Origin of the sequence: Thermus brevis (assembly GCF_026427635.1) — a bacterium.
Taxonomy (GTDB): Bacteria; Deinococcota; Deinococci; order Deinococcales; family Thermaceae; genus Thermus; species Thermus antranikianii.
This window is the reverse complement of record NZ_CP102606.1, coordinates 1,116,736-1,138,886: the sequence shown is the minus strand read 5'-3', so window position 1 is coordinate 1,138,886 and position 22,151 is coordinate 1,116,736. Positions and strand designations below refer to the sequence as shown.

Below are 22,151 nucleotides of genomic sequence, written 5' to 3'. Positions count from 1 at the left end.
ATAATGAAAGGGTGCTGCCCGAGGCCCTAAGGGGATGGGAAAGCTACCGGGACTGGCTGGAGGCCAACCCGGAGTTCCGGGGGCGGATCGTCTTCGCCCGCCTGCTTCCCCAAATCCCTCCCAAGACCGTTCCCTACCAGGGGGTCTTCGCCGGGGTCCTCGAGGCTTTGGGGCTAAAGCCCTTCGCCCACCAAAGGGAGGCCCTTCTTCTGGTGGAGGAAGGGAAGAACGTGGTCATGGCCTACTCCACCGCAGCAGGAAAAAGCCTGGTCTTCCAGGCGCCGGTGCTCAAGGCTGCCCTGGAAGGGGAAACAAGCCTTCTCCTTTTCCCCACCAAGGCCCTGGCCCATGACCAGCTGAGGCGGCTTAAGGCCATGGCGGAGGTCCTGGGGGTAAAGGGCATCTACCCCTACGACGGGGACACCCGGGGGGAGGTAAGGCGGAAGGCCAAGCAAGAGGGCCTCATCCTCCTCAGCAATCCCGACATGCTCCACTTTGGCCTTCTACCCCGGCACGGGGAGTTCGCCTCCTTCCTATCCCGGCTCCGCTACCTGGTCCTGGACGAGCTTCACGCCTACCGGGGGGTCTTCGGGACCCACGTGGCCCTGGTCCTCTTCCGCCTATTGCGCCTGGCCCGCCACTATGGGGCGAACCCCCAGGTGATCGCCGCCAGCGCCACCATCGGCAACGCCAAGGAGCATGCGGAAGGCCTCACCGGCCTTCCCTTTGTGGAGTTAAGGGAAGAGGTGGCCCGCTCGGAGCGGGAGCTTCTGGTGCTTCTTCCCAAGCCCTTAGACGCCAAGGGAGAAAGGCGGCGAAGCCCCCTCCTGGAGGCCGCCTACCTGGCCCGGACCTGGGCGGAAGGGGGCATAAGGGGGCTCATCTTCACCAACGCCAGGAAAAGCGCCGAGCTCATCGCCCGCTACGCCGTCCACCCCGGGGTGCGCCCGTATCGGGCGGGCTACACCGCCAAGGAAAGGCGCCGATTGGAAGAGGCCCTGAAGTCCGGGGAGGTGCGGGTCCTGGTTTCCACCAGCGCCCTGGAGCTAGGGGTGGACATCGGGGAGCTGGACGCTGTGGCCCTGGTGGGCTACCCGGGCTCCGTGTCCGCCTTCTGGCAGCGGGCAGGCCGGGCAGGCAGGGGAAGGCGAAGGGCCCTGGTGGTCTACATCCCCAGGGAGGATCCCTTGGACGAGTACTTCCTTCATCGGCCCGAGCTTCTCCTGAGGACTCCCCCGGAGGCGGCGGTGGCCGACCCCAAGAACCCCGTCCTCTGCCCTTTGCACCTGCATGCCGCCGCCTGGGAAAAACCCCTTTCGCGGGAGGAGGTGATCTGCCCGGAGGTCCTGGCCGAGCTCAAGGAAAAGGACGGCCGCTACTACACCCCGAAGCGCCGCCCCCACCGGGACCTAAGCCTCCGGGGCCTGGGGACCACCTTCACCCTGCGGGGGCCGGAGGGGGAGGTCCTGGGCTACCTGGACGAGCGCCAGGCCTACTGGGAGGCCCACCCCGGGGCGGTCTACCTGCACGGGGGGGAAAGCTACCTGGTGCGGAACATCGACCACGGAAAGCGCGAGATCTGGCTTCTTCCGGCCCTCGAGGACTACTACACCGAGCCTCGGGTGGAAACCGATCTGGAGGTTCTCTCGGGGGAGGCCATGGGCCACGGGGTTTGGGTGGGCAAGGTGGTGCTGAGGGAAAGGGTGGTGGCCTACGCCAAGAAGCGCTTCTACACCGGCAGCGTCCTCGAGGAAGTCCCCTTAGAGCTTCCCGAGATCTCCTTCCCCACCGAGGCCCTTTGGTTCCACCCTCCCCTGGTGGTCCCTCCCCACCAGATCCCCGGGGGCATCCATGCCCTGGAGCACGCCATGATTGGCCTCCTGCCCCTCTTCGTCCTGGCCGAAAGGCAGGACATCGGGGGCCTTTCCTACCCCTTCTACCCGAGGCCCCTGCCCTCGGGAAGCGGGCCCACCATCTTCATCTACGACGGCTACCCGGGGGGTGTGGGCTACGTCCGGCAGGCGGCCCGTCGCTTCCCCGAGTGGGTCCGGTCCGCCCTGGAACTCCTCAAGGGCTGCCCCTGCGAGGAGGGTTGCCCCCGTTGCGTCCTCTCCCCCAAGTGCGGGAACGGCAACCAGTACCTGGACAAAGGGGCGGCCCTTGTCCTGGCGGCGAACCTCACCCTCTCCCTTCCCCAAAGGACCCTGCATTAAACTCTTCCCATGGTCCCCCAGGACCCCCCGACTCCGGTGTCGCATTCCCTGGGCCAGCCAAAAGGCCCCGCCATTGAGGAAAGCCCCGAAAGCTTCTTCGCCCGCTTCCGGGCCTACGCCGTGGAGGCCCACCTCTTCCCGGAGCCTTGGGGAAGCCCGGTGCTGGAGGCCATGGTCCAGGGCCAGATCCTCTACGCCTTTGACCGCGGAGCCCCCCCGGCGCCCACAGGGGTGGTACCCGTGTTGCTGCACGGAGTGGTGCGCCGGGCCAAGCCCCTGGAGGGAGCGGCCTTCCTGGAGCGGGAAGGGGCCAGCTACCGCTTAGGAGGCAGAACCACCCCTTTGGGGGAAGGGTTTTACCTACTCCAGGCCCCCGTGCCCGTGGTGGTCTATGCGGAAATCCCCTTGCCCAAGGAGGCGGAGGTCCTCCTCTGGCCCCCCCTGATGCTCTTCCGGGAGTGAGATGCGCTGCGAGTGCGGGCAGAGAAACCCCCCTGAGGCTCGTTTCTGCATGGCCTGCGGCCGGGCCCTGGGGGCTCTTCTGCCCGAGGAGAAGCGTTACGTGAGCGTCCTCTTCTACGACCTGGTGGATTCCAGCCAGCACTTCCAGGCCGGCCTTCAAGCTGCCTACCACCATCTGCAGGAGGCCCTGGAGGAAGCCGCCCGGGTGGCCCGGGCCAAAGGGGGGTTCGTCCACCGCTTCCTGGGGGATGGGGTCCTGGTCCTCTTCGGAGCCCCAAGGGCTCGAGGCAAAGAGCCCTGGCGGGCCCTGGAGGCGGCCTTGGAGATGGTGCGCACCTCCCGCCTACCCGCCCGGGCAGGGGTGGCCAGCGGGGAGGTGCTCTGGGCTCCCCTGGGAAGCGGCCAGGCGGGGGAGCCCACCGCGGTGGGCCCTGCGGTGGTCCTGGCCGAAAGGCTCAGCAAGCTGGCCTCCCCGGGGGAGGTGCTCACCGAACCCCAGACCCTGGCCCTGGCCCCGGGGGTGGAGGCGGAAGGCCTGGGCCTTCGGGAGGCCAAGGGCCTGGGGGCGGTGGAGGTTTCCCGGGTGAAGGCGGTTCGGGTGGAACTGGACCCGGAGGGCCAGGCCCTCCTTCGCCTTCTCCGGGAAACCTTCCATCACCCCTCCGCCCGCCTAAACCTGGTGGGCCCACCGGGAAGCGGGAAGAGCCTTCTCCTGGAGAAGTTTCTGGAAAACCCTCCTTACCCCGCGGTGGTCCTGGAGCGCATGGGGCCGGAAACCCCCTTGCGCACCACCCTGCGCCAGGCGGTGGAACGAACCTTCGGCCAGGTGGAGGCTTTTCTGGCCCTGGCGGAGCTTTCCCCGGACCTATCCCTGGCCCTTCGGTACAGCCTGGGCCTCGAGGCCCGCCCCCCCTGGGACCGGGACACCCTGGAGAAGGCCGTCCTGGAAGCCTGGAAAGAAGTCCTCCACCGTCTGCCCCATCCCCTGCTCCTGGTGGCCAAAAACCTCCACGCCCCCGACCGCACCCTGCGGGAACTTCTAAAGCATCCCTTTCCCCACCTCATGCTCCTGGTGGAAAGCCGAAAGCCCCTCTTTTACCCCACCCTGGAGGCCAGGGGTTTGAAGGCACCCCCTCTCCTCGCCCTGCAACCCGCCTTGGACGCCCTCCCCCCGGGGGAACGGCAGGCCCTTTTGATCCTGGGGGTCATGGAGGAAGCCCTGGCCAGCCTCCCCGAGGAGGAACAGCGCGAGGAGCACCTTAGGGAACTCCTGGGGGAGCTGGCGGGGACCTTCTCCGCCAAGCGCCTGGAGGAGGAGGGCCTCACGCAAGGGGGTAGGCCCCTATCCGAGGTGGTCCAAGCGGCCCGGGCCCTGGTGCCTGAGGAGCAGGCCAAGGCCTGGCACCGGGCAGCTGCCCGGTTTTACCGGGAAAAGGGAGCCTTCTGGCCCATGGCCCTTCACCTAAGAGAGGCCATGCAGGAGCGGGAAGCTGCCCAGGCCTTCCGGCTTCTCGCCCAGGAAGCCTGGCGGCAAGGCCAGCCGGAACGGGCCGTACCCCTTTACCAAAAGGCCCTCGAGGTTGCCCCCCCACCCTGGCGGGAAGCCCTTGAAAAGGAGCTCCAGGACGCCCAAGCCTCCCTGGGCATGGCCGGGGACGCCCCTGGGGGCCCAAGGTCCCAAGACCCCATCCTGCAAGCCTTCCGGCAAGCCCAAAACCCCCTCGCCCTCCTCCCCCTGCTCCCGGGCCTCAAGCCCTACCCCCTGGAGGAAGCCCAGGCCCGCCTCCAGGTGGCGGGGGCCTTGTGGCGGGCCTTCCAGCCCCGGCAGGCCCTCGAGGTCCTCAGCGAGTTCCATCCCCTGGTGCCCGCCTCCTTGAGGCTCCACGGGCAAAGCCTGAGGGCGGGCCTTCTCATGGACCTGGGCCACTATCTAGAGGCGGAATCCCTCCTCCCGGGAGAACCCCATCCCCCGCCCGCCTACCGGGAAGCGGACCTGGAGGCCAAGACCCGCTACCACGCCACCCGCCTCCGCCTTCTCCTGGAAACCGGCCGCCTCAAGCAGGCCCTGGAGGAAGGGGAGCGGGCCTACCGGGAAACCCCGCACCCCTGGCTCGCAGCCGCCCTTCTTTCCGCCTGGACCCTCAAGGGGCGCTTCCGGGAGGACCTCTTCCAGGAAACCCTCCAGCATCCCGACGGCAAGGGCCTCGGCATCCTGGCCTTGGCCCACCACCGCTGGCAGAGGAACCTGGACCCCACCCCCCTCCTCAAGGAGGCCCTGCGAGAGGCTCGCCGGCTTTCCAACCCTTACGTCTACCATCTCGCCCTCACCTCCCTGGCCCTCTATCTCTGGCCCAAGGCCCCTAGGAAAGCCCAGGCCCTCTCCCAGTACCTCCTCTACCAGACCCACCGCACGGGGTTTGCGGTGCACCTGGAGGTGGCGAGGCTCCTCCGGGCCCAGCTCCTCCTGGAGGAGGGGGAAAGGGTGGACCACCTCCTAAGCTTCACCCCCTCCGTGCCCCTAACCCAGGTCTGGCAGGCCTTTCTGGCGGGGAGCGAGCCGAAAGACCCCCTCCGCGGTTACGGTATCCTGGGAAGGTGGGTCCGCGGGCTTTGGCGTAAGCGGGGGGCAGGATGGATGCGGCACAAGCGGTAGAGGCCATCAAGCGCCGCCTCTCCCTAAAGGAGGTGGTTTCTCGGTACGTGGCCTTAAAGCCTGCAGGCCGCGGCCGCTGGAAAGGCCTCTGCCCCTTCCACCAGGAGAAGACCCCCTCCTTTTACGTGGACGAGGAGAAGGGGCTTTTCCACTGCTTCGGTTGCAAGGCGGGAGGCGACCTTTTCGCCTTCGTGGAAAGGATCGAGGGCCTGGACTTCATGGGGGCCCTGGAGCGCCTGGCAGAGGAGGCGGGGGTGGAGATTCCCCAAGCGGGTGCCCCCGCCAAGCGCCGGGAGCTTTTGGATGTCCTCAAGCTCTCCCAGGAGTACTTCCTGGAGGGGCTCAAGGCTTCCCTCGAGGCCCAGGAGTACCTGCAAAGGCGGGGGCTTTCCCTGGAAAGCATCGCCCGCTTCGGCCTGGGCTACGCCCAGGCCAAGGGGGACGGCCTCCTCACCCACCTGAGCCGACACGGCATCAGCCCGGAGGAAGGCCTTAAAGCGGGGGTCCTGGCGGAAAAGGACGGGCGCTTCTATGACCGCTTCAGGAACCGCATCACCTTCCCCATCAAGGACCACCTGGGCAGGATCGTGGCCTTCACGGGAAGGGCCCTGGGGGAGGAAACCCCCAAGTACCTGAACTCCCCGGAAACCCCCCTCTTCCGCAAGCGGGAGGTGCTCTTCGCCTACCCTGAGGCCAAGGCCAAGCTGCGCCAGGGACGGGCCATCGTGGTGGAGGGGCTTTTTGACGCCATCGCCCTGCACCAGATGGGCTTCGCCGAGGCGGTGGCGGTCTTGGGCTCGGGGCTTTCCGAGGAGCAAGCCCGTCTTCTGGAGATGCAGGAGGTGCGGGAGGTCTACCTGGCCTTTGATGCCGACGAGGCCGGGCAGAGGGCCACCCTGCAAAGCCTGGACCTCTCCTTGGCCCGGAAGTTCCTCTTCTATGCGGTGCGCCTGCCCAGCAAGGACCCGGGCGACCTCCTCCTTCTGCCCGAGGGCCCGGCCCTATTCCAGAAAGCCTTAGAGGAAGCCCTTCCCGAGGTGGAGTTCCGCTTCCAGGAGGCCACCCGGGGCCTGGACCTGACCCGCCCCGAGCACAAACGGAAGGTCCTGGAAGCCCTCACCCCCAGGATGCTCTCCCCTGAGCCCTTCGACCCGGTGGCCGACCGCCTTAAGGCCCTGGTGGTGGAGCGGTTGGGCCTTTCCCTGCGCCAGCTGGAGGATTACCTGGCCAGCCTCAAGCGGGGCCGGCGTCCACCCCCCCAACCCCCCAAGGCCGAGCCCAAAAACCGGGTCCTCCTTCTGGAGCTGGACGTGATGGCCCTCCTCCTCTCCCTGCCGGAGGAACGCTTCGCCGAGTGGGTGCACCACACGGCCCTTCACGTCTGGCCCCCGGAAGGCTCCTTGCTTTCCGAGTTCCTGGAGCTGGCCAGCCGCGAACCCCGCCGGGACTACCTGCGCCAGGTGCTAAGCCGCAAGGAGGCGGGGGGTATCCTTCTGGAAAGGTTGATGTTGGTCCCCTCTGTGGACGAGCCCAGGTTCCCCGAGATCCTGGAGAAAACCCTGGCCCGCCTGCGGGAGGCCTACTACCTGGAGCGCCGGGCCAAACTGAAGGAGGAGCTAAGCCGCAACCCCAGCATGGAGATATTGCGGGAAATCCAGGAACTGGACCAGGCCATAGAGGCGGAACGGCGCATCTACCGGAAGCTTTAAGGTAAAATCCTCTCGGGCTTAGGCCCAAGGAGGTAAAGGATGAAAAGCCCCGTTCGTGTGGCGGTCACCGGCGCTGCCGGCCAGATCGGTTACAGCCTTCTTTTCCGCATCGCCGCAGGCGAGATGCTGGGAAAGGACCAGCCCGTGATCCTCCAGCTCCTGGAGATTCCCCAGGCCCTGAGAGCCCTGGAGGGCGTCATCATGGAGCTCGAGGACTGCGCCTTCCCCCTTCTGGCGGGGATCGTGGCCACGGACGACCCCAGGGTGGCCTTTAAGGACGCCGACTATGCCCTTCTGGTGGGGGCGGCCCCCAGGAAGGCGGGCATGGAGCGCCGCGACCTCCTGGAGATGAACGGCAGGATCTTCACCGAACAGGGCCGGGCCCTGGCCGAGGTGGCCAAGCGGGACGTCAAGGTCCTGGTGGTGGGCAACCCCGCCAACACCAACGCCCTCATCGCCTACAAAAACGCAGAGGGCCTTGACCCGAAAAACTTCACCGCCATGACCCGGCTGGACCACAACCGGGCCAAGGCCCAGCTTTCCAAGAAGACGGGGGTTCCCGTGGACCGGATCCGCCGCATTGCCGTGTGGGGCAACCACTCCTCCACCATGTTCCCCGACCTCTTCCATGCGGAGGTGGACGGGAAACCCGCCTTGGAGCTGGTGGACATGGAGTGGTACGAGAAGGAGTTCATCCCCACCGTGGCCCAAAGGGGAGCAGCCATCATCCAGGCCCGGGGCGCCTCCAGCGCCGCCAGCGCCGCCAACGCCGCCATCGAGCACATCCGCGACTGGGCCCTGGGCACCCCCGAGGGGGATTGGGTTTCCATGGCCATTCCTTCGGACGGTTCCTACGGGGTTCCCGAGGGCATCGTCTACTCCTTCCCCGTCACCGCCAGGGGCGGGAAGTACGAGATCGTCCAGGGCCTGGAGATCAACGAGTTCGCCAGGAAGCGGATGGAGATCACCGCAAAGGAGCTTCTGGACGAGATGGAACAGGTGAAGGCCCTAGGGCTTATCTAGGGCCTGGCTGGGCCCCCGCCCTCGCCTTTGGCCAGGGCGGGGTCAGGTTTTTAGCCAGACCTCCGGGGCCCAGGGGTAGACCACCCAGGCCTCCGTGGCCTCGGCGTACACGTCGGGTTCGTCCGGCACCTGGTTCCGGCCGGGCTTGAAGTGCAGGGTGGCCACCAGGGGAAACCCTCCCGCCTGGCGGACCCGGGCCTTCACCGCCAGGGCCGTCCGCCCCGAGTCCCACACGTCAGCCACCACCAAAACCCGCTTGCCGAAAAGCAGGGGGTCTGGGGGAAACTGCAAGAAGACGGGCTCGGGAAGGGTTTCCTCCCCCTCGTAGAACATCACCGCCGCCGTGAGGATGTCCCGCGCGCCCAGGGCCTGGGCCAGAAGGGCGGTGGGAATGAGTCCACCCCGGGCGATCCCCAGGATGAGGTCGAACTCCTCCCCCTGAAGCCGGCCGGCCAGGTGGCGCACCAGGCGAAGGAGCTCCTCCCAGGACAGGAAAAGCCTTTCCATCAGGGTTTATCCAGCTCAAAGGCCTGGTGCACTGCCCTTAAGGCGGCCTCTGCGTACTGGGCGGGGATGATGACGGAGATGCGCACCTCGCTGGTGGCGATCATCTCGATGTTGGCCCCGGTGGAGGCCACCGCCTGGAACATCCTGGCGGGGATCTCCGGGGCCGAGGCCAGCCCCACCCCCACGATGGATACCTTGGCGATATCGGGGCGGAGAAGGGCCTCTCCCCCGATCTCGGCCAAAACGGGCTCCAGGGCCTCGAGGGCCTCCTGGGCGAAATCCTTCTTCACGGTGAAGGCCATCTGCTGCCGGGAGGGATCGTGCCCGGGAACCCCCTGGATGATCATGTCCACGGCGATACCCCGCTCGGCCAGGGCCTGGAAGACCTTGGCGGCGATCCCCGGCTGATCGGGGATCCCGATAAGCCCGATCTGGGCGTGGTCCAGATCCAAGGCCGCACCCGTCACCACCTTGCCCATTTCCATGTTGACCTCCTTCACCAGGGTACCGGGGTTATAGGAAAAGCTGGAGCGCACGTGGAGCACCACCCCGTAACGCTTGGCATAGTACACCGCCCGGGGGTGGAGGACCCTGGCCCCCAGGGCGGCCATCTCCAGCATCTGGTCGTAGCCGATCACCTCAAGCTTCCGGGCTTCGGGAATCAGGTGGGGGTCCGTGGTGTAAACCCCTTCTGTGTCCGTGTAGATCTCGCACTCCTTGGCCCCCAGGGCGGCGGCGATGGCCACGGCGGTGGTGTCGGAACCCCCCCGGCCCAAGGTGGTGATCTCCCCCTCGGGGGTGGTGCCCATGAAGCCGGCGATCACCGCCACATACCCCTGGTCCAGGGCCTCCTGGATGCGGTTTGGGTTCACCTCGAGGATCCGGGCATCGCCAAAGCGCCCATCCGTGACGATGCCGATCTGGTGCTGCACGAAACCCCTGGCCGGGATGCCCATGGCCCAGAGTTGCATGGAAAGGAGGGCCACGGAAACCTGCTCCCCGGTGGTGGTGAGGAGGTCCAGCTCCCGGAAGGGAGGTCTCGGGTTCACCCGCTTGGCTAGGGCGATGAGCTCGTCAGTGGTGTGGCCCATGGCCGAAACCACCACCGCCAGCCTATGCCCCTTCTCCCGGTAGTGGGCGATGCGCTGGGCCACCTTGTGGATGCGCTCCAGGTCGCCCACGGAGGTGCCGCCATATTTTTGCACGACCAGGGACACGTTTGCCTCCTTTCCGCCCAAGGGGCGGCTTGAAAAGGAATATTATCACATTTGCCCCTTCACCCCAAGCCCCGTATCCTTGGCGTGTGGGCATGACCCTAGCGGAATACCACCGCCTCACCCCCCTGCCCCGGCCCGGGGGGGTACTTTACGTGAAGCCGGGGGCCCGGGGGTACCGGGACCCGGTTTACCAGGCCCTACAGGCTGCCGTGGCCCCCTTCGGCCAGAGGGCCCTGGACCTGAACCCCGGGGTGGGTCTGGCCAGCCTGCCCCTGGAGGGCCGGATGGAGGTGGAAAGGCTGGAAACCTCGAGGGCCGCCTTCCGCTGCCTCCAGGCCAGCGGCCTGAAGGCCCGCCTGGCCCCTCCTTGGGAAGCGGAGGAAAACGCCTACGACCTGGTGGTCCTGGCCCTGCCCGCAGGCCGGGGCTCCGCCTACGTAGAGGCCTCCTTGGTGGCCGCCGCCCGGGCCTTGAGGATGGGGGGGCGGGTCTACCTGGCCGGGGACAAGAACAAGGGCTTTGAGCGCTACTTCAAGGAAGCCCGGGCCCTTCTGGGCTACGGCACGGTCCTCAAGCGGGAAGGCCCGGTGCGGGTGGCCCTTCTGGAAAAGGAACGGGAAGCCCCACCCCTACCCTCCCTCTGGAACCGGTTCCAGGCAAGGCTTTTGGGGGAGGCCTTCACCTTCTTTCACCTGCCGGGGGTCTTTTCCGCGGGGAAGGTGGACAAGGCCTCGGTGCTTCTCCTGGAGGCCCTGGTGGGGGAGGTAGGCCGGGAAGGTATCCGCGGCAGGCGCATCCTGGACCTGGGGGCAGGCTACGGAGCCCTCACCCTGCCCCTGGCCCGCCTGGGGGGGGAGGTGACGGCCCTCGAGGACGACCTGGTGTCGGTCCTTTCCCTGGAAAGGAGCCTAAAGGAAAACCGCCTGGCCGCCCGGGTGCTTCACTCCGACGTGGACGAGGCCTTGGCCGAAGGCGGAGTAAGTTGGGGATCCAGACCGGCTCAGGACCAAGCCCCCGGCTTGACAGAGGAAGAAGCATTTGACATCATAGTTACGAATCCCCCCTTTCACGTGGGGGGAGCGGTCATCCTGGATGTGGCCCAGGCCTTCGTGGAAGCGGCGGCGGCCCGGCTGAAGCCGGGCGGTGGGTTTTTCCTGGTGGCAAACCCCTTTCTCAAGTACGAACCCCTACTGGAAGAGCGCTTTGGCGCTTTTAGGACGCTTTTGGTGAGGGAGTACAAGGTGCTTTTCGCTGAGAAGGCCAGACGGGGATAGCAACCCCAAGGAGGGAGGTCCGCGTTGAAGAAGACCAAGAACAAGGTGAAACCGGTTACCGCTGGGGAAGAGGAAAGGATGACTGTCCAAACCCAAGAATCCATAAACGCCATGGAGAAATCCCCTGAGGCCTCCTCGGCCAAAGCCGGCTCCGGAGGAGCCTCCTCGAAACACCGGAAGAAGGCCCCACCGACCCCCCTGGAGGTCAAAGAGGAAATCCCTCACGAGGAGGAAATGGCACCCGAGGCCAAGGATCCCCTCCAAGGAAGCTACCTGGAGGAGGCTCCGGAAGAACCCCACCTCGAGGTGGAGGAGCCCGAACTCGCCCCCGAGATCTTCCTGGACGAGCCCCTGGATCCCATGGCGGACGAGAGCTACCTGGAAGCCGATGACCTCCTTCTGCCCGAGGAAGGCCCCTCCCCGGAGTACCTGGGCGAGGAGCTCTTCGAGGAAGAGGAGGAGCTTGCCCTGCCCAAGGTTTCCACCTCCGATCCCGTGCGCCAGTACCTGCACGAGATCGGCCAGGTCCCCCTCCTCACCCTGGAGGAGGAGATCGAGCTGGCCAGGAAGGTGGAGGAGGGGATGGAGGCCATCAAAAAGCTCTCCGAGGCCACGGGGCTGGACCAGGACCTGATCCGGGAGGTGGTGCGGGCCAAGATCCTGGGCGCGGCCCGCATTAGCCAGATTCCTGGCCTCAGGGAAAAGCTGGATCCCAAGACGGTGGACGAGGTGGACGCCAAGCTGAAGAGCCTCCCCAAGGAGCTTAAGCGCTACCTGCACCTCGCCCGCGAGGGGGAGGCCGCCAGGCAGCACCTCATAGAGGCCAACCTGAGGCTGGTGGTGTCCATCGCCAAGAAGTACACCGGCCGCGGGCTCTCCTTCCTGGACCTGATCCAGGAGGGCAACCAGGGCCTCATCCGGGCCGTGGAGAAGTTCGAGTACAAGCGGCGCTTCAAGTTCTCCACCTACGCCACCTGGTGGATTCGCCAGGCCATCAACCGGGCCATCGCCGACCAGGCCCGCACCATCCGCATCCCCGTCCACATGGTGGAGACCATCAACAAGCTCTCCCGCACCGCCCGTTCCCTCCAGCAGGAACTGGGCCGCGAGCCCACCTACGAGGAGATCGCCGAGGCCATGGGCCCGGGCTGGGACGCCAAGCGGGTGGAGGAAACCCTCAAGATCGCCCAGGAACCGGTTTCCCTGGAAACCCCCATCGGGGACGAAAAGGACAGCTTCTACGGGGACTTCATCCCCGACGAGAACCTTCCCTCCCCCGTGGACGCCGCCGCCCAGAGCCTCCTGGCTGAGGAACTGGAAAAGGCCCTCTCCAAGCTTTCCGAGCGCGAGGCCATGGTGCTGAAACTCCGCAAAGGGCTGATTGACGGGCGGGAGCACACCCTCGAGGAGGTGGGGGCCTACTTCGGGGTCACCCGGGAGCGCATCCGCCAGATTGAGAACAAGGCCCTGAGGAAGCTCAAGTACCACGAGTCCCGCACCCGGAAGCTCAGGGACTTCCTGGATTAGCCAAGACCCCGCCCCACACCAAGGGGGAAACGGGCCACCTCCTGGAGGTGGCCCTCGTCTTCATCCCGCACCAAGGCCACTTCCTTCACCAAGAAGGAGCGCCTTTGGGGAGCGGGAAGCTCCTGCGCCAGCCTCCTTGCCTCCTCCTCAGATAGCCCCAGGGCCAGGGTGATGTGGGGCAGGTAGCTGGGCCCTTCGATCTCCTTCAGGGGCGGGGCCAAGGGTTCCAGGGCGTGGTAGAGGCGCCGGAAGGGAGTGCCCCCGTAGGCCCTCAGGTAGACCACCCCCTGGGGGAAATACCCCCACCTCCCGAGGCGCAGGCGAAAGGGCGCGTGCCCCCGAAGAATGCCCGCAAGGGCGATCCTCAAGGCCTCCTCCTCATAGGGCCAGTCAAAGGGCTGGCGCAGGTTAAGGTGCGGGGGGCCGAAGCCCCTGATCCCGTGAAGGGCCTGAAGCTCCTCCAGGAAACGCCTCAGGTCCTCCGGGGGCCACACCAACACCCCGTACACGCCGCCAGTATACCCGCTGGGCCTACCCAAGCCCTTTTCGGGCTGACTCGAGGAAACCCTCCGTCAACCCCGCTCCCCGGGACATATTACCCTTGACTTAGGTGTTAACAGGGGTGTGAGCTATCCTCGTAAGGAGGTGGCGTTTATGAAAAGAGCCCTACTGGCCCTGCTGGCCCTTGGCTTGATGGTGGCCCTGTCCAACAAGGAGGCCATCCAAAAGGAGTGGGAGCAGAGCGCCCACAACAACGGGCTGATGGGGGCCAAAACCCTGAGCGTGGCCACGGTGGAGGCCCGGGCCGAGGGCGCCGCCCACTGCGCCCGCTGCCACAGCGAGCAGGGCTTCATCGCCTGGCTGGACCAGCTCAAGAAGGGCAACCCCGGGAACCTGGTGGGCCCGGACGGCAAGCCGGCCACCGTGGACTACCTCAAGTCCTTGGGCCTGACCCGGGACCAGGTCAAGCCCGTCACCTGCAAGGCCTGCCACGACGAGGACGGGGATCTGCGCCTGGCCAACGACACCCCCATGCTTCCCTCGGGGTTTAAGGCCACGGCCGTGGGCAACGCTGCTTTGTGCATCGCCTGTCACAACACCCGAAACGGCCGCATCACCTGGAACGCCGAGGACCCGGGCCGCTACACCTATCCCCACGCCTCGAGCCAGGGGGACGTGATCCTGGGCAAGAACGCCTTCTTCGTGGACGACACCAAGGAGTGGCCCAACCCCCACGCCTTCTTCACGGGGAACGCCTGCTCCACCTGCCACATGAGCCTGGCGGGGACCGGGGAGTACTCCAGCCACACCCTCAAGACCCCGGAGAACCTCTGCGCCTCCTGCCACGGCACCAAGTACACCAAGGAAATGGTCCAGGAAAACACCGCCCACCTCCTCTCCCTGCTGCGCAGCAAGGTGAACGCCCGGGTGCTGGCGGTAAGGGACCGCATCAAGACCGTGCGGGCCTACAACCCCGAAACCGGCCAGTTCACCCCCAACACCCCCGTCAAGGCTCCGGTTTACCGGGTGGACATCACCTCCATCGCCGGGCAGATCGCCTTCAAGATGACGCTCACCGACGGCACCGTGCTCTACAGCCAGCTTGGGGACATCCGGGACGAGAAGGGCCAGCCGGTCTTCGCCACCAAGGACCCCATCGTCCGGGCCAGCTGGAACTACCTCCTCCTGGAAAACGACGGCTCCAAGGGCGTGCATAACCCCACCTACACCCGCGCCGTCCTCCTGGCCACCCTGAACGCCCTTCAGTAATCCCCGTGTGGTGGCCCCGGGGGGTTTCCCCCGGGGCTTTTGGCCTTAACATGGGGACGTGAGTCGCACCTACCTCTACCGGGGCCGCATCCTGAGCCTGGCCCTGGAAGGCCGTTACGAGATCGTGGAGCACAAGCCCGCGGTGGCCATTGTGGCCGTGCGGGATGGAAGGATGCTCTTCGTGCGCCAGCACCGTCCGGCGGTGGGCCTGGCTCCCTTGGAGATCCCCGCGGGGCTTATAGAACCCGGGGAGGACCCCCTGGAGGCTGCCCGTCGGGAGCTGGCCGAGGAAACTGGGCTTGCGGGGGACCTTGCGCCCCTTTTCAGCTACTACGTGTCCCCGGGCTTCACCGACGAAAAGACCCACGTCTTTTTGGCCAGCAACCTGCGGGAAACCCAGGCCGCGCCGGACGAAGACGAGGAGATCGAGGTGGTCTGGCTGGAGCCGGAAAGGGCCTTAGCGATGCACCAAAAGGGCGAGGTGGAGTTTTCCGCCACCGGCCTGGTGGGCGTGCTTTACTACCATGCTTTTCTCCGAGGTCGCTGACGTTCCCAAGGGGGCCAAGGTGGTGGCGGTGGGCTCCTTCGACGGGGTACACCTGGGCCACCAGCATCTCCTCCACCAGGCCCTGGCCGAGGCCAAGAGCCTCCACCAGCCCCTTCTGGTCTACACCTTTGACCCCCCCACCAAGGTCTTCACCCGGGGAGAGGGGTTCCTGATGGACCTCACGGAGAAGGTGGAGGCCCTCAGGGCCCTCGGGGTGGAGCTGATCCTGGCGGTGGCCTTTAACGAAGCCTTCGCCCAAAGGGAGGCGGGGGAGTTTTTGGAGGACCTCAGAAGGCTTGGAGCCAGCCGCATCTACGTGGGGGAGGATTTCCGCTTCGGCAAGGGCCGGGGCGGGGGCCCCGGGGACCTGGCCCAGGTGGCCCCAGTGCGCATCGTTCCCCTTTTAACCCTGGGAGGGGAGCCGGTGAAGAGCAGCCGCATCCGCGCCCTTCTGCAAGAGGGCCGGGTGGAGGAGGCCCGTCACCTCCTGGGCCGGCCCTACGGGGCCTACGGGGTGGTGGTGGAAGGGGACAAGCTTGGGAGGAAGCTGGGCTTTCCCACCGCCAACCTGGCCGTTCACCCCCAGAAGATCCTCCCCCCAGGGGTGTTCGCCGTGGAGGCCCAGGGATCCTTTGGCCGCTACAAGGGGGTGGCCAACGTGGGCACGAGGCCCACGGTAAACGGTATGGAAAGAAGGCTCGAGGTGCACCTTCTGGGCTTTGCCGGGGAGCTTTACGGGGAGGAGATGCGCCTGTCCTTCCTCAAGCGCCTGCGGGAGGAGAAACGCTTCGATAGCCTCGAGGAGCTCAAGGCCCAGATCGCCAAGGACGTGGCCTCGGCCCGCGCTTACTTTGGCCTCTAGGTAGCCCATAAAACCCGTTTCGGGGACATCCTTCCCGGTGGGGCCCGGATAGGCTGGAGTTGTGGACTGCAGAGGCTTGGCCGAGGCCTTGGTGAGCGCCCGGGGGAGGCAGGAGGTCTTTCGCCGCGCCCTGGCGGCCCTGGAGGAGGTGGGGATCATCCGCTGCGGCGAGGCCTACTGGGTGGGCGAGGGCCTCTCCCTTTTCCAGATGCAGGCCTGCCGGACCACCTGTCCCCTGGTGGCCCGCTCCCGTCCCCTGGCCGAGGAAGCCCTGAGGCGGGGAGAGGCGGTGAAGGAGGGATCCTTCGTGGCCATTCCGGTGAAGCAGGGGGAAAAGACCCTGGCGGTGGTGGTGTTGAGCCTCCACGAAGGCCGAGAAGCCCCCGAGGCCCTTCCTTCCCTCCTCCTCCTGGCCCTGAAGCGCCCGGGGCTGGAGCTGGCGGGGAGGCTCCTGGCCACCCAGGAGGAGGAAAGGCGCCGGGTGGGCCGGGAGCTTCACGACGGGGTAGGAAGCCTCCTCACCGCCGCCCTCCTCACCCTGAAGGTGGCGGAAAAGCACCCCGAGAAGCTCCCCGAGGCCCGCAAACGGGTGGCGGAGGCCCTCGAGGAGGTCCGGCGGCTTTCCCGGGAACTCCGCATGCCCCTTCTGGACGATCTGGGGCTTAAGGAAGCCCTGTCCCGCTACCTGGAGGAATACCGCCAACATGGCCTTCAGGTGGAGGCTGAGCTGGACCTACCCCGCCTGCCCAAGGAGAAGGAAGTGGCCCTCTTCCGCGTGGTGCAGGAGGCCCTGACCAATGTCCTGCGCCATGCCCAAGCCCGGCGGGTATCCGTGCGCCTCTGGCAAGAGGGGGATCGCCTCTTCGGCGTGGTGAGGGATGACGGCCGGGGGTTTGACCCCGAAATAACCCCCCCCTCCGTGGGGCTTTTGGGCATGCAGGAACGCATCCAAAGCCTGGGGGGAAGCTTCGCCCTCTACAGCAAGCCCGGCCAGGGCACGGAGGTGGAGTTCGGGGTGCCCCTATGAGGGTGGTTTTGGTGGAGGACCACCACCTGGTGCGCAAGGGCCTTCGCCTTCTCCTGGAGGAAGACGGCCACCAGGTGGTGGCGGAGTTCGCCCGGGCGGAGGAAGCCCTGGCCGCACCCTGGGAGGCCGAGCTGGTCCTTTTGGACCTGAACCTGCCGGGCATGGGGGGCCTCGAGGCCCTCCCCCACCTGGCCAAAAGGGCCAAGGTCCTGGTGGTTTCCATGCACGACGAGCCCGCCTACGTGGCCCGGGCCTTCGCCCTGGGGGCCAAGGGATACCTGCCCAAACATGCTTTGGACCAGGATCTTCTGGAGGCTCTGGAGCGCCTGGGAAGGGGCCTCCGCTACCTCCACCCCAGCCTGACCGAGGCGCTTCTGGAGGGGCAGGCGGAACCGGGACCCGAGGTTCTTTCGGACAGGGAGCGGGCGGTGGTGGCCCTTCTGACCCAGGGCTACACCCTCTCCCAGGTGGCCGAGCGCCTGGGGATTTCCGTGAAGACCGCCTCCACCTACAAGGGGCGGGCCCTGAACAAGCTGGGGCTCATGGACACCCCCGACCTGGTGCGCTGGGCCCGGGAACAGGGCCTGGCCTAGGGCAGCCCCAAGCCCCTGACCCTGTTTGGAACATCCTTCCCAAGGACATTTGCCCTAGGAAATCTTCCGACAGACACGGGTAAAACCCTCTGTCTTGTGAAAGAGAAGGCAAGCCCTATCTTAAGCCCAGGAGGTGAGGCATGGAACTCTTGGGCTGGGTCACGGCGAGCTTCTTCTCCCCGCCGGGAGAGGCCCTCTTCCGGGAGCTCTATGCGGGCACCCTGGAGGAAGCCCTGGAGGAACTTACCGGCCACCCCGTGGCCCTGCCCAAGGTGGCGCCCAGGGAACTCCAGGCCGCCTACACCGCCCTCTTCGTCACCCACCCCGAGGGGCTTCCCGCCCCGCCCTATGCGGGCTATGCCCTGGATGGGGAGCTCTTCGGCCCCTCCTTCCACCGCCTCCAGGAGCTCTACCGGGAAGGAGGCCTCGAGGTGCAGGCCACCTGGCGGGACCTGCCCGACCACATCGCCGCCATCGGGGAGGCCATCGCCCTCTTGGCGGGAAAAAACCCCCATCTGGCAAAGAGGCTTGCCCGGGAGTTCCTCAAGCCCTGGCTGGACCGCTTTGGCCCCCAGGTGAGAACCCACGACCCCACGGGGTTTTACGCCACCCTGGTGGACCTTTTGCAGGAGGCCATCCATGCAAAGACGGGAGTTTCTTAAGCTTAGCACCCTGGCCGCAGGTGCCCTGGCCCTTAAGGGAAGTGGCCCCGCCAAGGCCCTCAAGGCCCCTTGGTACCGGCAGGAGGTTAAAAGCGTCTACCAGATCTGCGAGGGATGCTTCTGGCGGTGCGGCATCGTGGCCCATGCGGTGGGGAACCGGGTGTACAAGGTGGAGGGCTACGAGGCCAATCCCAAAAGCCGGGGTCGGCTCTGCCCCCGGGGCCAGGGCATGCCCCAGACCACCTACGACCCCGACCGGCTCAAGCGCCCCCTGATCCGGGTGGAGGGAAGCCAGCGGGGCGAGGGCAAGTACCGGGTGGCCACCTGGGAGGAAGCCCTGGACTATGTGGCCGAGAAAATGCTGAAGATCAAGGAGGAATACGGCCCCGAGGCCATCGCCTTCTTCGGCCACGGCACGGGGGATTCCTGGTTCGTGGACTTCCTCCCCGCCGCCTGGGGTAGCCCCAACGCCGCCAAGCCCTCCGTGGCCATCTGCACCGCCCCCAGGGAAACGGCCGCCCAATGGGTCTTCGGCCGGCCCATCGGCGGGCATGAACCCATCGACTGGGAAAACGCCCGCTACATCGTCCTCATCGGCCACCACATCGGGGAGGATACCCACAACACCCAGCTTCAGGACTTCGCCCTGGCCCTGAAGCGGGGAGCCAAGGTGGTGGTGGTGGACCCCCGCTTCTCCACCGCCGCCGCCAAGGCCCACCTGTGGCTTCCCATCAAGCCGGGCACCGACACCGCCTTGCTCCTGGCCTGGATCCACGTCCTCATCTACGAGGACCTCTACGACAAGGAGTACGTGGCCAAGTACACCACGGGCTTTGAGGAACTCAAGGCCCACGTGAAGGACTTCACCCCCGAATGGGCGGAGAAGCACACGGAGATCCCCGCCGAAACCATCCGCCAGGTGGCCCGGGAGATGGCGGCCCACAAGCCCCAGGCGGTCGTCCCCCCCACCCGGCACACCGTCTGGTACGGGGACGACACCTACCGGATGATGGCCCTGTACTACGTGAACGTCCTCCTGGGCAACTACGGCCGCAAGGGCGGGTTCTACATCGCCCAAAGCCCCTACCTGGAGAAGTACCCCACCCCACCCCTACCCCTGGAACCCGCCGCAGGAGGGTGTGCTGGCCCTGCTGGCGGGGACCGCGAACCCGAAGGGTTTAAACCCCGGGCCGACAAGGGTAAGTTCTTCGCCCGCACCACCGCCATCCAGGAGCTCCTCGAGCCCATGATCACCGGGGAGCCCTACCCCATCAAGGGGCTCCTCGCCTACGGGATCAACCTGTTCCACTCCATCCCCAACGTGCCCCGCACCAAGGAGGCCCTCAAGAAGCTGGATCTCTACGTGGCCATAGATGTCCTTCCCCAGGAGCACGTGATGTGGGCCGACGTGATCCTGCCCGAGGCCACCTACCTGGAGCGCTACGACGACCTGGTGGCCGTGGCCCATAAGACCCCCTTCATCCAGCTTCGGGTTCCCGCCCACGAACCCCTCTTTGACACCAAGCCCGGCTGGTGGATCGCCCGGGAGCTGGGGATCCGCCTGGGCCTGGGCGAGTTCTTCCCCTGGAAGACCATTGAGGAATACCTGGACACCCGCCTCCAGAGCATCGGCTTTGACCTGGAAACCCTGAAGGGCATGGGCACCCTGGTGCAAAAGGGCAAGCCCTGGCTGGAGGATTGGGAGAAGGAAGGCCGGCTTCCCTTCGGCACCCCCTCGGGGAAGATCGAACTCTACTGCCAGGCTTTCAAGAAGGCGGGCCACCAACCCCTTCCCGTCTTCACCCCGCCCGAGGAGCCACCCCCTGGCTTCTACCGCCTCCTCTACGGCCGAAGCCCCGTGCACACCTTCGCCCGCACCCAGAACAACTGGGTCCTCATGGAAATGGACCCGGAAAACGAGGTCTGGATCCATCGAGAAGAGGCCAGAAGGATGGGCCTGAAGGATGGGGATTACGTGATCCTGGAGAACCAGGACGGCGTGAGGGAAGGCCCGGTGCGGGTCAAGGCCACGGAAAGGATCCGGAAGGACTGCGTTTACCTGGTCCACGGCTTCGGCCACAAGGCCCCCCTCATGAGGGTGGCCCACGCCCGGGGAGCCTCCGACACCTACCTGCAAACCCGGTACAAGCTGGACCCCATCTCCGGAGGGGCGGGGCTTCGGGTCAACTTCGTCAAGCTGGAGAAGGCGGAAAAGCCCCGGTTGCCCAGCCTCTCCGCCCTGGCCAAGCGCCCCTTTGACGAAAGGAGGATGTGATGCCCCGCTACGCCATGGCCATAGACCTTAGCCTCTGCGTGGGCTGCGCCGCCTGCGCCGTGGCCTGCAAGATGGAGAACGAGGTTCCCCCAGGGGTCTTTAACCTCTGGATCCGGGAGCGGGAGATAGGTACCTATCCCGATTTGGTGGTGGAGTTCCGCCCCGAACAGTGCCTGCACTGCGAAAACCCACCCTGCGTACCCGTGTGCCCCACGGGGGCCAGCTACCAAACCCAAGAGGGCCTGGTCCTGGTGGACCCGAAAAAGTGCATCGCCTGCGGGGCCTGCATCGCCGCCTGCCCCTACGATGCCCGCTACCTGCACCCGGCCGGCTACGTGAGCAAGTGCACCTTCTGTGCTCACCGGATAGAGCAGGGCCGGCTTCCCGCCTGCGTGGAAACGTGCCCCACCTTCTGCCGCACCTTTGGAGACCTGGACGACCCGGAAAGCCCGGTGTCCAGGGCCCTGAGGGAGGCCGGGCGGGTGGATGTGTTGAGGCCCGAGCTGGGTACCAAGCCCAAGCTCTTCTACCTGAACGCCCCTTCCAAGAAGGGGCTCACCCAGGAGAGGGAGGTGCACCATGACTGAGTTCTACGGCCTTCCCAACGCCGGGGAGTTTTGGCACTGGACCAATCTTCTCCACTTCATCCTGGTGGGGCTGGCGGGAGGTATGGCCTTCCTGACAGCCCTGCTGCACCTTAAGGGCCATCCGGAAGCCCGCCGCTATACCCTTTGGGCCCTGGGCCTGATCGCCCTGGACCTCTTCGTGCTCTGGGCGGAATCCCCCGCCCGCTTCCGCTTCACCCACGTCTGGCTTTTCCTCTCCTTCCACCCCACAAGCCCCATCTGGTGGGGGTCCTGGGGCCTGGCCCTCTCCTTCGTGTCTGCCGGGCTCCTGTACCTGGGGAAAGGACCCAGCAAGCCTTTGGCCTGGGGCCTTTTGGCCTTCAGCCTGGTGGCCCTGGCCTACCCCGGCATGGCCCTGGCGGTGAACCTGAACCGACCCCTCTGGAACGCCTTGCTGGCGGGGCTGTTTCCCCTCACCGCCCTGGTCTTGGGGCTTGGGGTGGCCGTCCTTATGAAAAGCCCCTGGGCTTTATACCCCTTGCGCATCCTCCTGGGGGCCTCCCTCTTGCTGGCCTTCCTTTACCCCTTCACCCTGACCCTCGAGGCCCGGGGACACCTATGGGAGGAAGGGGGGGTTCTTTATGGGCTATTCCTGGCCCTGGGGCTTGGGGCCTTCGGGAAGGAAAGCCTGGCCCCTTGGGCTGCTTTCTTGGCTGCCGCTGGCCTTAGGGCCCTTCTGGTGGCCGTGGGCCAGTGGCAGGGGCTTGGCCTTTAGGGGGAAACCCCCTGGGGAATCAAGGAGGTGCACCATGAAAGGCATGAGGAAATTGGCTTGGTTCGGGCTTCTTTTGGTCCTTCCGGTCTTGGCGCAGGCGACCACCACCACCTTCTCCGCCCTCACGGTGCGGGAGGTGGGGAACTTCCTCGCCACCCTGCCCGCCGACTTCTACGGCATCCAGCCCGCCGCCGCCAAGCAGATGATGGACACCCTCGATGTCTTCATCCTGGACGTGCGGGAGCCTGCGGAGTTCAAGGATGGCCGGATCCCCGGAGCCGTCAACATCCCCATCCGCGACCTGCCCAAGCGGATCGGCGAGATCCCCAAGGGCAAGCCCATCATCGTCTACTGCGGCATCGGGCACCGGGGCGCCATGGCCCTCGTTTTCCTCCGCGGCCAGGGGTACAACGTGAAGAGCATCCTGGGAGGCTATAAGGCCTGGACCGGGGCCAACCTGCCCGTGGAGAAGTAAACGGTGGCCAAAAG

20 protein-coding genes are annotated in these 22,151 nt (G+C 66.3%); 17 read left to right on the top strand and 3 right to left on the bottom strand.

From position 1 onward, the window contains the following. The first annotated feature begins 11 nt into the window (after nucleotides 1-11). The 5 genes from KQ693_RS06450 to KQ693_RS06430 are packed head-to-tail and all read left to right on the top strand — an operon-like array spanning nucleotide 12 to nucleotide 8,060. Complete coding sequence (locus tag KQ693_RS06450; protein ID WP_219759413.1) at nucleotides 12-2,213, top strand: DEAD/DEAH box helicase; 2,202 nt, start codon at nucleotides 12-14, stop codon at nucleotides 2,211-2,213. Nucleotides 2,214-2,222: 9 nt separating this feature from the next. Continuing rightward, nucleotides 2,223-2,675 (top strand): hypothetical protein, encoded by a 453-nt coding sequence (locus KQ693_RS06445; protein WP_219759412.1) that lies wholly within the window; start codon nucleotides 2,223-2,225, stop codon nucleotides 2,673-2,675. A gap of 1 nt (nucleotide 2,676) precedes the next feature. After that, the gene (locus tag KQ693_RS06440) at nucleotides 2,677-5,328 is read left to right on the top strand and encodes an AAA family ATPase (RefSeq protein ID WP_267262305.1); all 2,652 of its coding nucleotides are present in this window, start codon (nucleotides 2,677-2,679) and stop codon (nucleotides 5,326-5,328) included. Further along, nucleotides 5,307-7,037, top strand: a complete 1,731-nt coding sequence (gene dnaG / locus KQ693_RS06435) for a DNA primase (protein WP_267262304.1) — start codon at nucleotides 5,307-5,309, stop codon at nucleotides 7,035-7,037. The genes KQ693_RS06440 and dnaG overlap by 22 nt, the downstream gene beginning before the upstream one ends. 39 nt (nucleotides 7,038-7,076) lie before the next feature. After that, complete coding sequence (locus tag KQ693_RS06430; RefSeq protein WP_267262303.1) at nucleotides 7,077-8,060, top strand: malate dehydrogenase; 984 nt, start codon at nucleotides 7,077-7,079, stop codon at nucleotides 8,058-8,060. 42 nt (nucleotides 8,061-8,102) lie between these two features. Here KQ693_RS06430 and KQ693_RS06425 read toward each other — a convergent pair whose 3' ends face one another. Beyond that, complete coding sequence (locus KQ693_RS06425; RefSeq protein ID WP_267262302.1) at nucleotides 8,103-8,567, bottom strand: phosphoribosyltransferase; 465 nt, start codon at nucleotides 8,565-8,567, stop codon at nucleotides 8,103-8,105. Then, nucleotides 8,567-9,784 (bottom strand): aspartate kinase, encoded by a 1,218-nt coding sequence (locus tag KQ693_RS06420; RefSeq protein ID WP_015716613.1) that lies wholly within the window; start codon nucleotides 9,782-9,784, stop codon nucleotides 8,567-8,569. The genes KQ693_RS06425 and KQ693_RS06420 overlap by 1 nt, the downstream gene beginning before the upstream one ends. A gap of 92 nt (nucleotides 9,785-9,876) precedes the next feature. Here KQ693_RS06420 and KQ693_RS06415 point away from each other — a divergent pair, with 92 nt between their 5' ends. Then, nucleotides 9,877-11,058, top strand: coding sequence for a class I SAM-dependent methyltransferase (locus KQ693_RS06415; protein ID WP_267262301.1), 1,182 nt, complete (start codon nucleotides 9,877-9,879; stop codon nucleotides 11,056-11,058). 234 nt (nucleotides 11,059-11,292) lie between these two features. Beyond that, the gene (rpoD, locus tag KQ693_RS06410) at nucleotides 11,293-12,585 is read left to right on the top strand and encodes an RNA polymerase sigma factor RpoD (RefSeq protein WP_267262300.1); all 1,293 of its coding nucleotides are present in this window, start codon (nucleotides 11,293-11,295) and stop codon (nucleotides 12,583-12,585) included. Here the strand turns inward: rpoD and KQ693_RS06405 are convergent. After that, nucleotides 12,582-13,094: a 2'-5' RNA ligase family protein gene (locus tag KQ693_RS06405; RefSeq protein WP_267262299.1), complete on the bottom strand. Its 513-nt coding sequence runs from the start codon at nucleotides 13,092-13,094 to the stop codon at nucleotides 12,582-12,584. The genes rpoD and KQ693_RS06405 overlap by 4 nt on opposite strands. Before the next feature lie 145 nt (nucleotides 13,095-13,239). Between KQ693_RS06405 and KQ693_RS06400 the strand changes: the two genes are divergently transcribed. From KQ693_RS06400 to KQ693_RS06355, 10 genes are all read left to right on the top strand, one after another. Next, a complete protein-coding gene (locus tag KQ693_RS06400) occupies nucleotides 13,240-14,355 on the top strand; it encodes a hypothetical protein (protein ID WP_267262298.1) in 1,116 nt (371 codons plus the stop codon). A gap of 58 nt (nucleotides 14,356-14,413) precedes the next feature. Beyond that, nucleotides 14,414-14,902, top strand: a complete 489-nt coding sequence (locus KQ693_RS06395; RefSeq protein ID WP_267262297.1) for an NUDIX domain-containing protein — start codon at nucleotides 14,414-14,416, stop codon at nucleotides 14,900-14,902. After that, nucleotides 14,880-15,764 carry a riboflavin biosynthesis protein RibF gene (gene ribF / locus KQ693_RS06390; RefSeq protein WP_267262295.1) on the top strand — a complete coding sequence of 295 codons (885 nt, stop codon included), beginning with the start codon at nucleotides 14,880-14,882 and terminating at the stop codon, nucleotides 15,762-15,764. The genes KQ693_RS06395 and ribF overlap by 23 nt, the downstream gene beginning before the upstream one ends. 61 nt (nucleotides 15,765-15,825) lie before the next feature. Further along, nucleotides 15,826-16,791 (top strand): sensor histidine kinase, encoded by a 966-nt coding sequence (locus KQ693_RS06385; protein WP_267262294.1) that lies wholly within the window; start codon nucleotides 15,826-15,828, stop codon nucleotides 16,789-16,791. Beyond that, nucleotides 16,788-17,384 carry a response regulator gene (locus KQ693_RS06380; protein WP_267262293.1) on the top strand — a complete coding sequence of 199 codons (597 nt, stop codon included), beginning with the start codon at nucleotides 16,788-16,790 and terminating at the stop codon, nucleotides 17,382-17,384. Before KQ693_RS06385 ends, KQ693_RS06380 begins: the two co-directional genes overlap by 4 nt. Before the next feature lie 140 nt (nucleotides 17,385-17,524). After that, complete coding sequence (locus tag KQ693_RS06375; protein WP_267262292.1) at nucleotides 17,525-18,046, top strand: TorD/DmsD family molecular chaperone; 522 nt, start codon at nucleotides 17,525-17,527, stop codon at nucleotides 18,044-18,046. Further along, nucleotides 18,024-20,321, top strand: coding sequence for a molybdopterin-dependent oxidoreductase (locus KQ693_RS06370; protein WP_267262291.1), 2,298 nt, complete (start codon nucleotides 18,024-18,026; stop codon nucleotides 20,319-20,321). Before KQ693_RS06375 ends, KQ693_RS06370 begins: the two co-directional genes overlap by 23 nt. Then, on the top strand, nucleotides 20,321-20,908 hold the full coding sequence (locus tag KQ693_RS06365; protein WP_267262290.1) for a 4Fe-4S dicluster domain-containing protein: 588 nt from the start codon (nucleotides 20,321-20,323) through the stop codon (nucleotides 20,906-20,908). The genes KQ693_RS06370 and KQ693_RS06365 overlap by 1 nt, the downstream gene beginning before the upstream one ends. Continuing rightward, nucleotides 20,901-21,662, top strand: coding sequence for a polysulfide reductase NrfD family protein (locus KQ693_RS06360; RefSeq protein ID WP_267262289.1), 762 nt, complete (start codon nucleotides 20,901-20,903; stop codon nucleotides 21,660-21,662). Before KQ693_RS06365 ends, KQ693_RS06360 begins: the two co-directional genes overlap by 8 nt. A gap of 43 nt (nucleotides 21,663-21,705) precedes the next feature. Further along, the gene (locus KQ693_RS06355) at nucleotides 21,706-22,137 is read left to right on the top strand and encodes a rhodanese-like domain-containing protein (protein ID WP_234944443.1); all 432 of its coding nucleotides are present in this window, start codon (nucleotides 21,706-21,708) and stop codon (nucleotides 22,135-22,137) included. Nucleotides 22,138-22,151 lie beyond the last annotated feature (14 nt).

Coding starts and splice junctions, on each gene's coding strand:
- KQ693_RS06445 (WP_219759412.1), top strand. CDS start 2,223: ATGGTCCCCCAGGACCCCCCGACTCCGGTGTCGCATTCCCTGGGCCAG.
- KQ693_RS06440 (WP_267262305.1), top strand. CDS start 2,677: ATGCGCTGCGAGTGCGGGCAGAGAAACCCCCCTGAGGCTCGTTTCTGC.
- dnaG (WP_267262304.1), top strand. CDS start 5,307: ATGGATGCGGCACAAGCGGTAGAGGCCATCAAGCGCCGCCTCTCCCTA.
- KQ693_RS06430 (WP_267262303.1), top strand. CDS start 7,077: ATGAAAAGCCCCGTTCGTGTGGCGGTCACCGGCGCTGCCGGCCAGATC.
- KQ693_RS06425 (WP_267262302.1), bottom strand. CDS start 8,567: ATGGAAAGGCTTTTCCTGTCCTGGGAGGAGCTCCTTCGCCTGGTGCGC.
- KQ693_RS06415 (WP_267262301.1), top strand. CDS start 9,877: ATGACCCTAGCGGAATACCACCGCCTCACCCCCCTGCCCCGGCCCGGG.
- rpoD (WP_267262300.1), top strand. CDS start 11,293: ATGGCACCCGAGGCCAAGGATCCCCTCCAAGGAAGCTACCTGGAGGAG.
- KQ693_RS06400 (WP_267262298.1), top strand. CDS start 13,240: ATGAAAAGAGCCCTACTGGCCCTGCTGGCCCTTGGCTTGATGGTGGCC.
- ribF (WP_267262295.1), top strand. CDS start 14,880: ATGCTTTTCTCCGAGGTCGCTGACGTTCCCAAGGGGGCCAAGGTGGTG.
- KQ693_RS06380 (WP_267262293.1), top strand. CDS start 16,788: ATGAGGGTGGTTTTGGTGGAGGACCACCACCTGGTGCGCAAGGGCCTT.
- KQ693_RS06375 (WP_267262292.1), top strand. CDS start 17,525: ATGGAACTCTTGGGCTGGGTCACGGCGAGCTTCTTCTCCCCGCCGGGA.
- KQ693_RS06370 (WP_267262291.1), top strand. CDS start 18,024: ATGCAAAGACGGGAGTTTCTTAAGCTTAGCACCCTGGCCGCAGGTGCC.
- KQ693_RS06365 (WP_267262290.1), top strand. CDS start 20,321: ATGCCCCGCTACGCCATGGCCATAGACCTTAGCCTCTGCGTGGGCTGC.
- KQ693_RS06360 (WP_267262289.1), top strand. CDS start 20,901: ATGACTGAGTTCTACGGCCTTCCCAACGCCGGGGAGTTTTGGCACTGG.
- KQ693_RS06355 (WP_234944443.1), top strand. CDS start 21,706: ATGAGGAAATTGGCTTGGTTCGGGCTTCTTTTGGTCCTTCCGGTCTTG.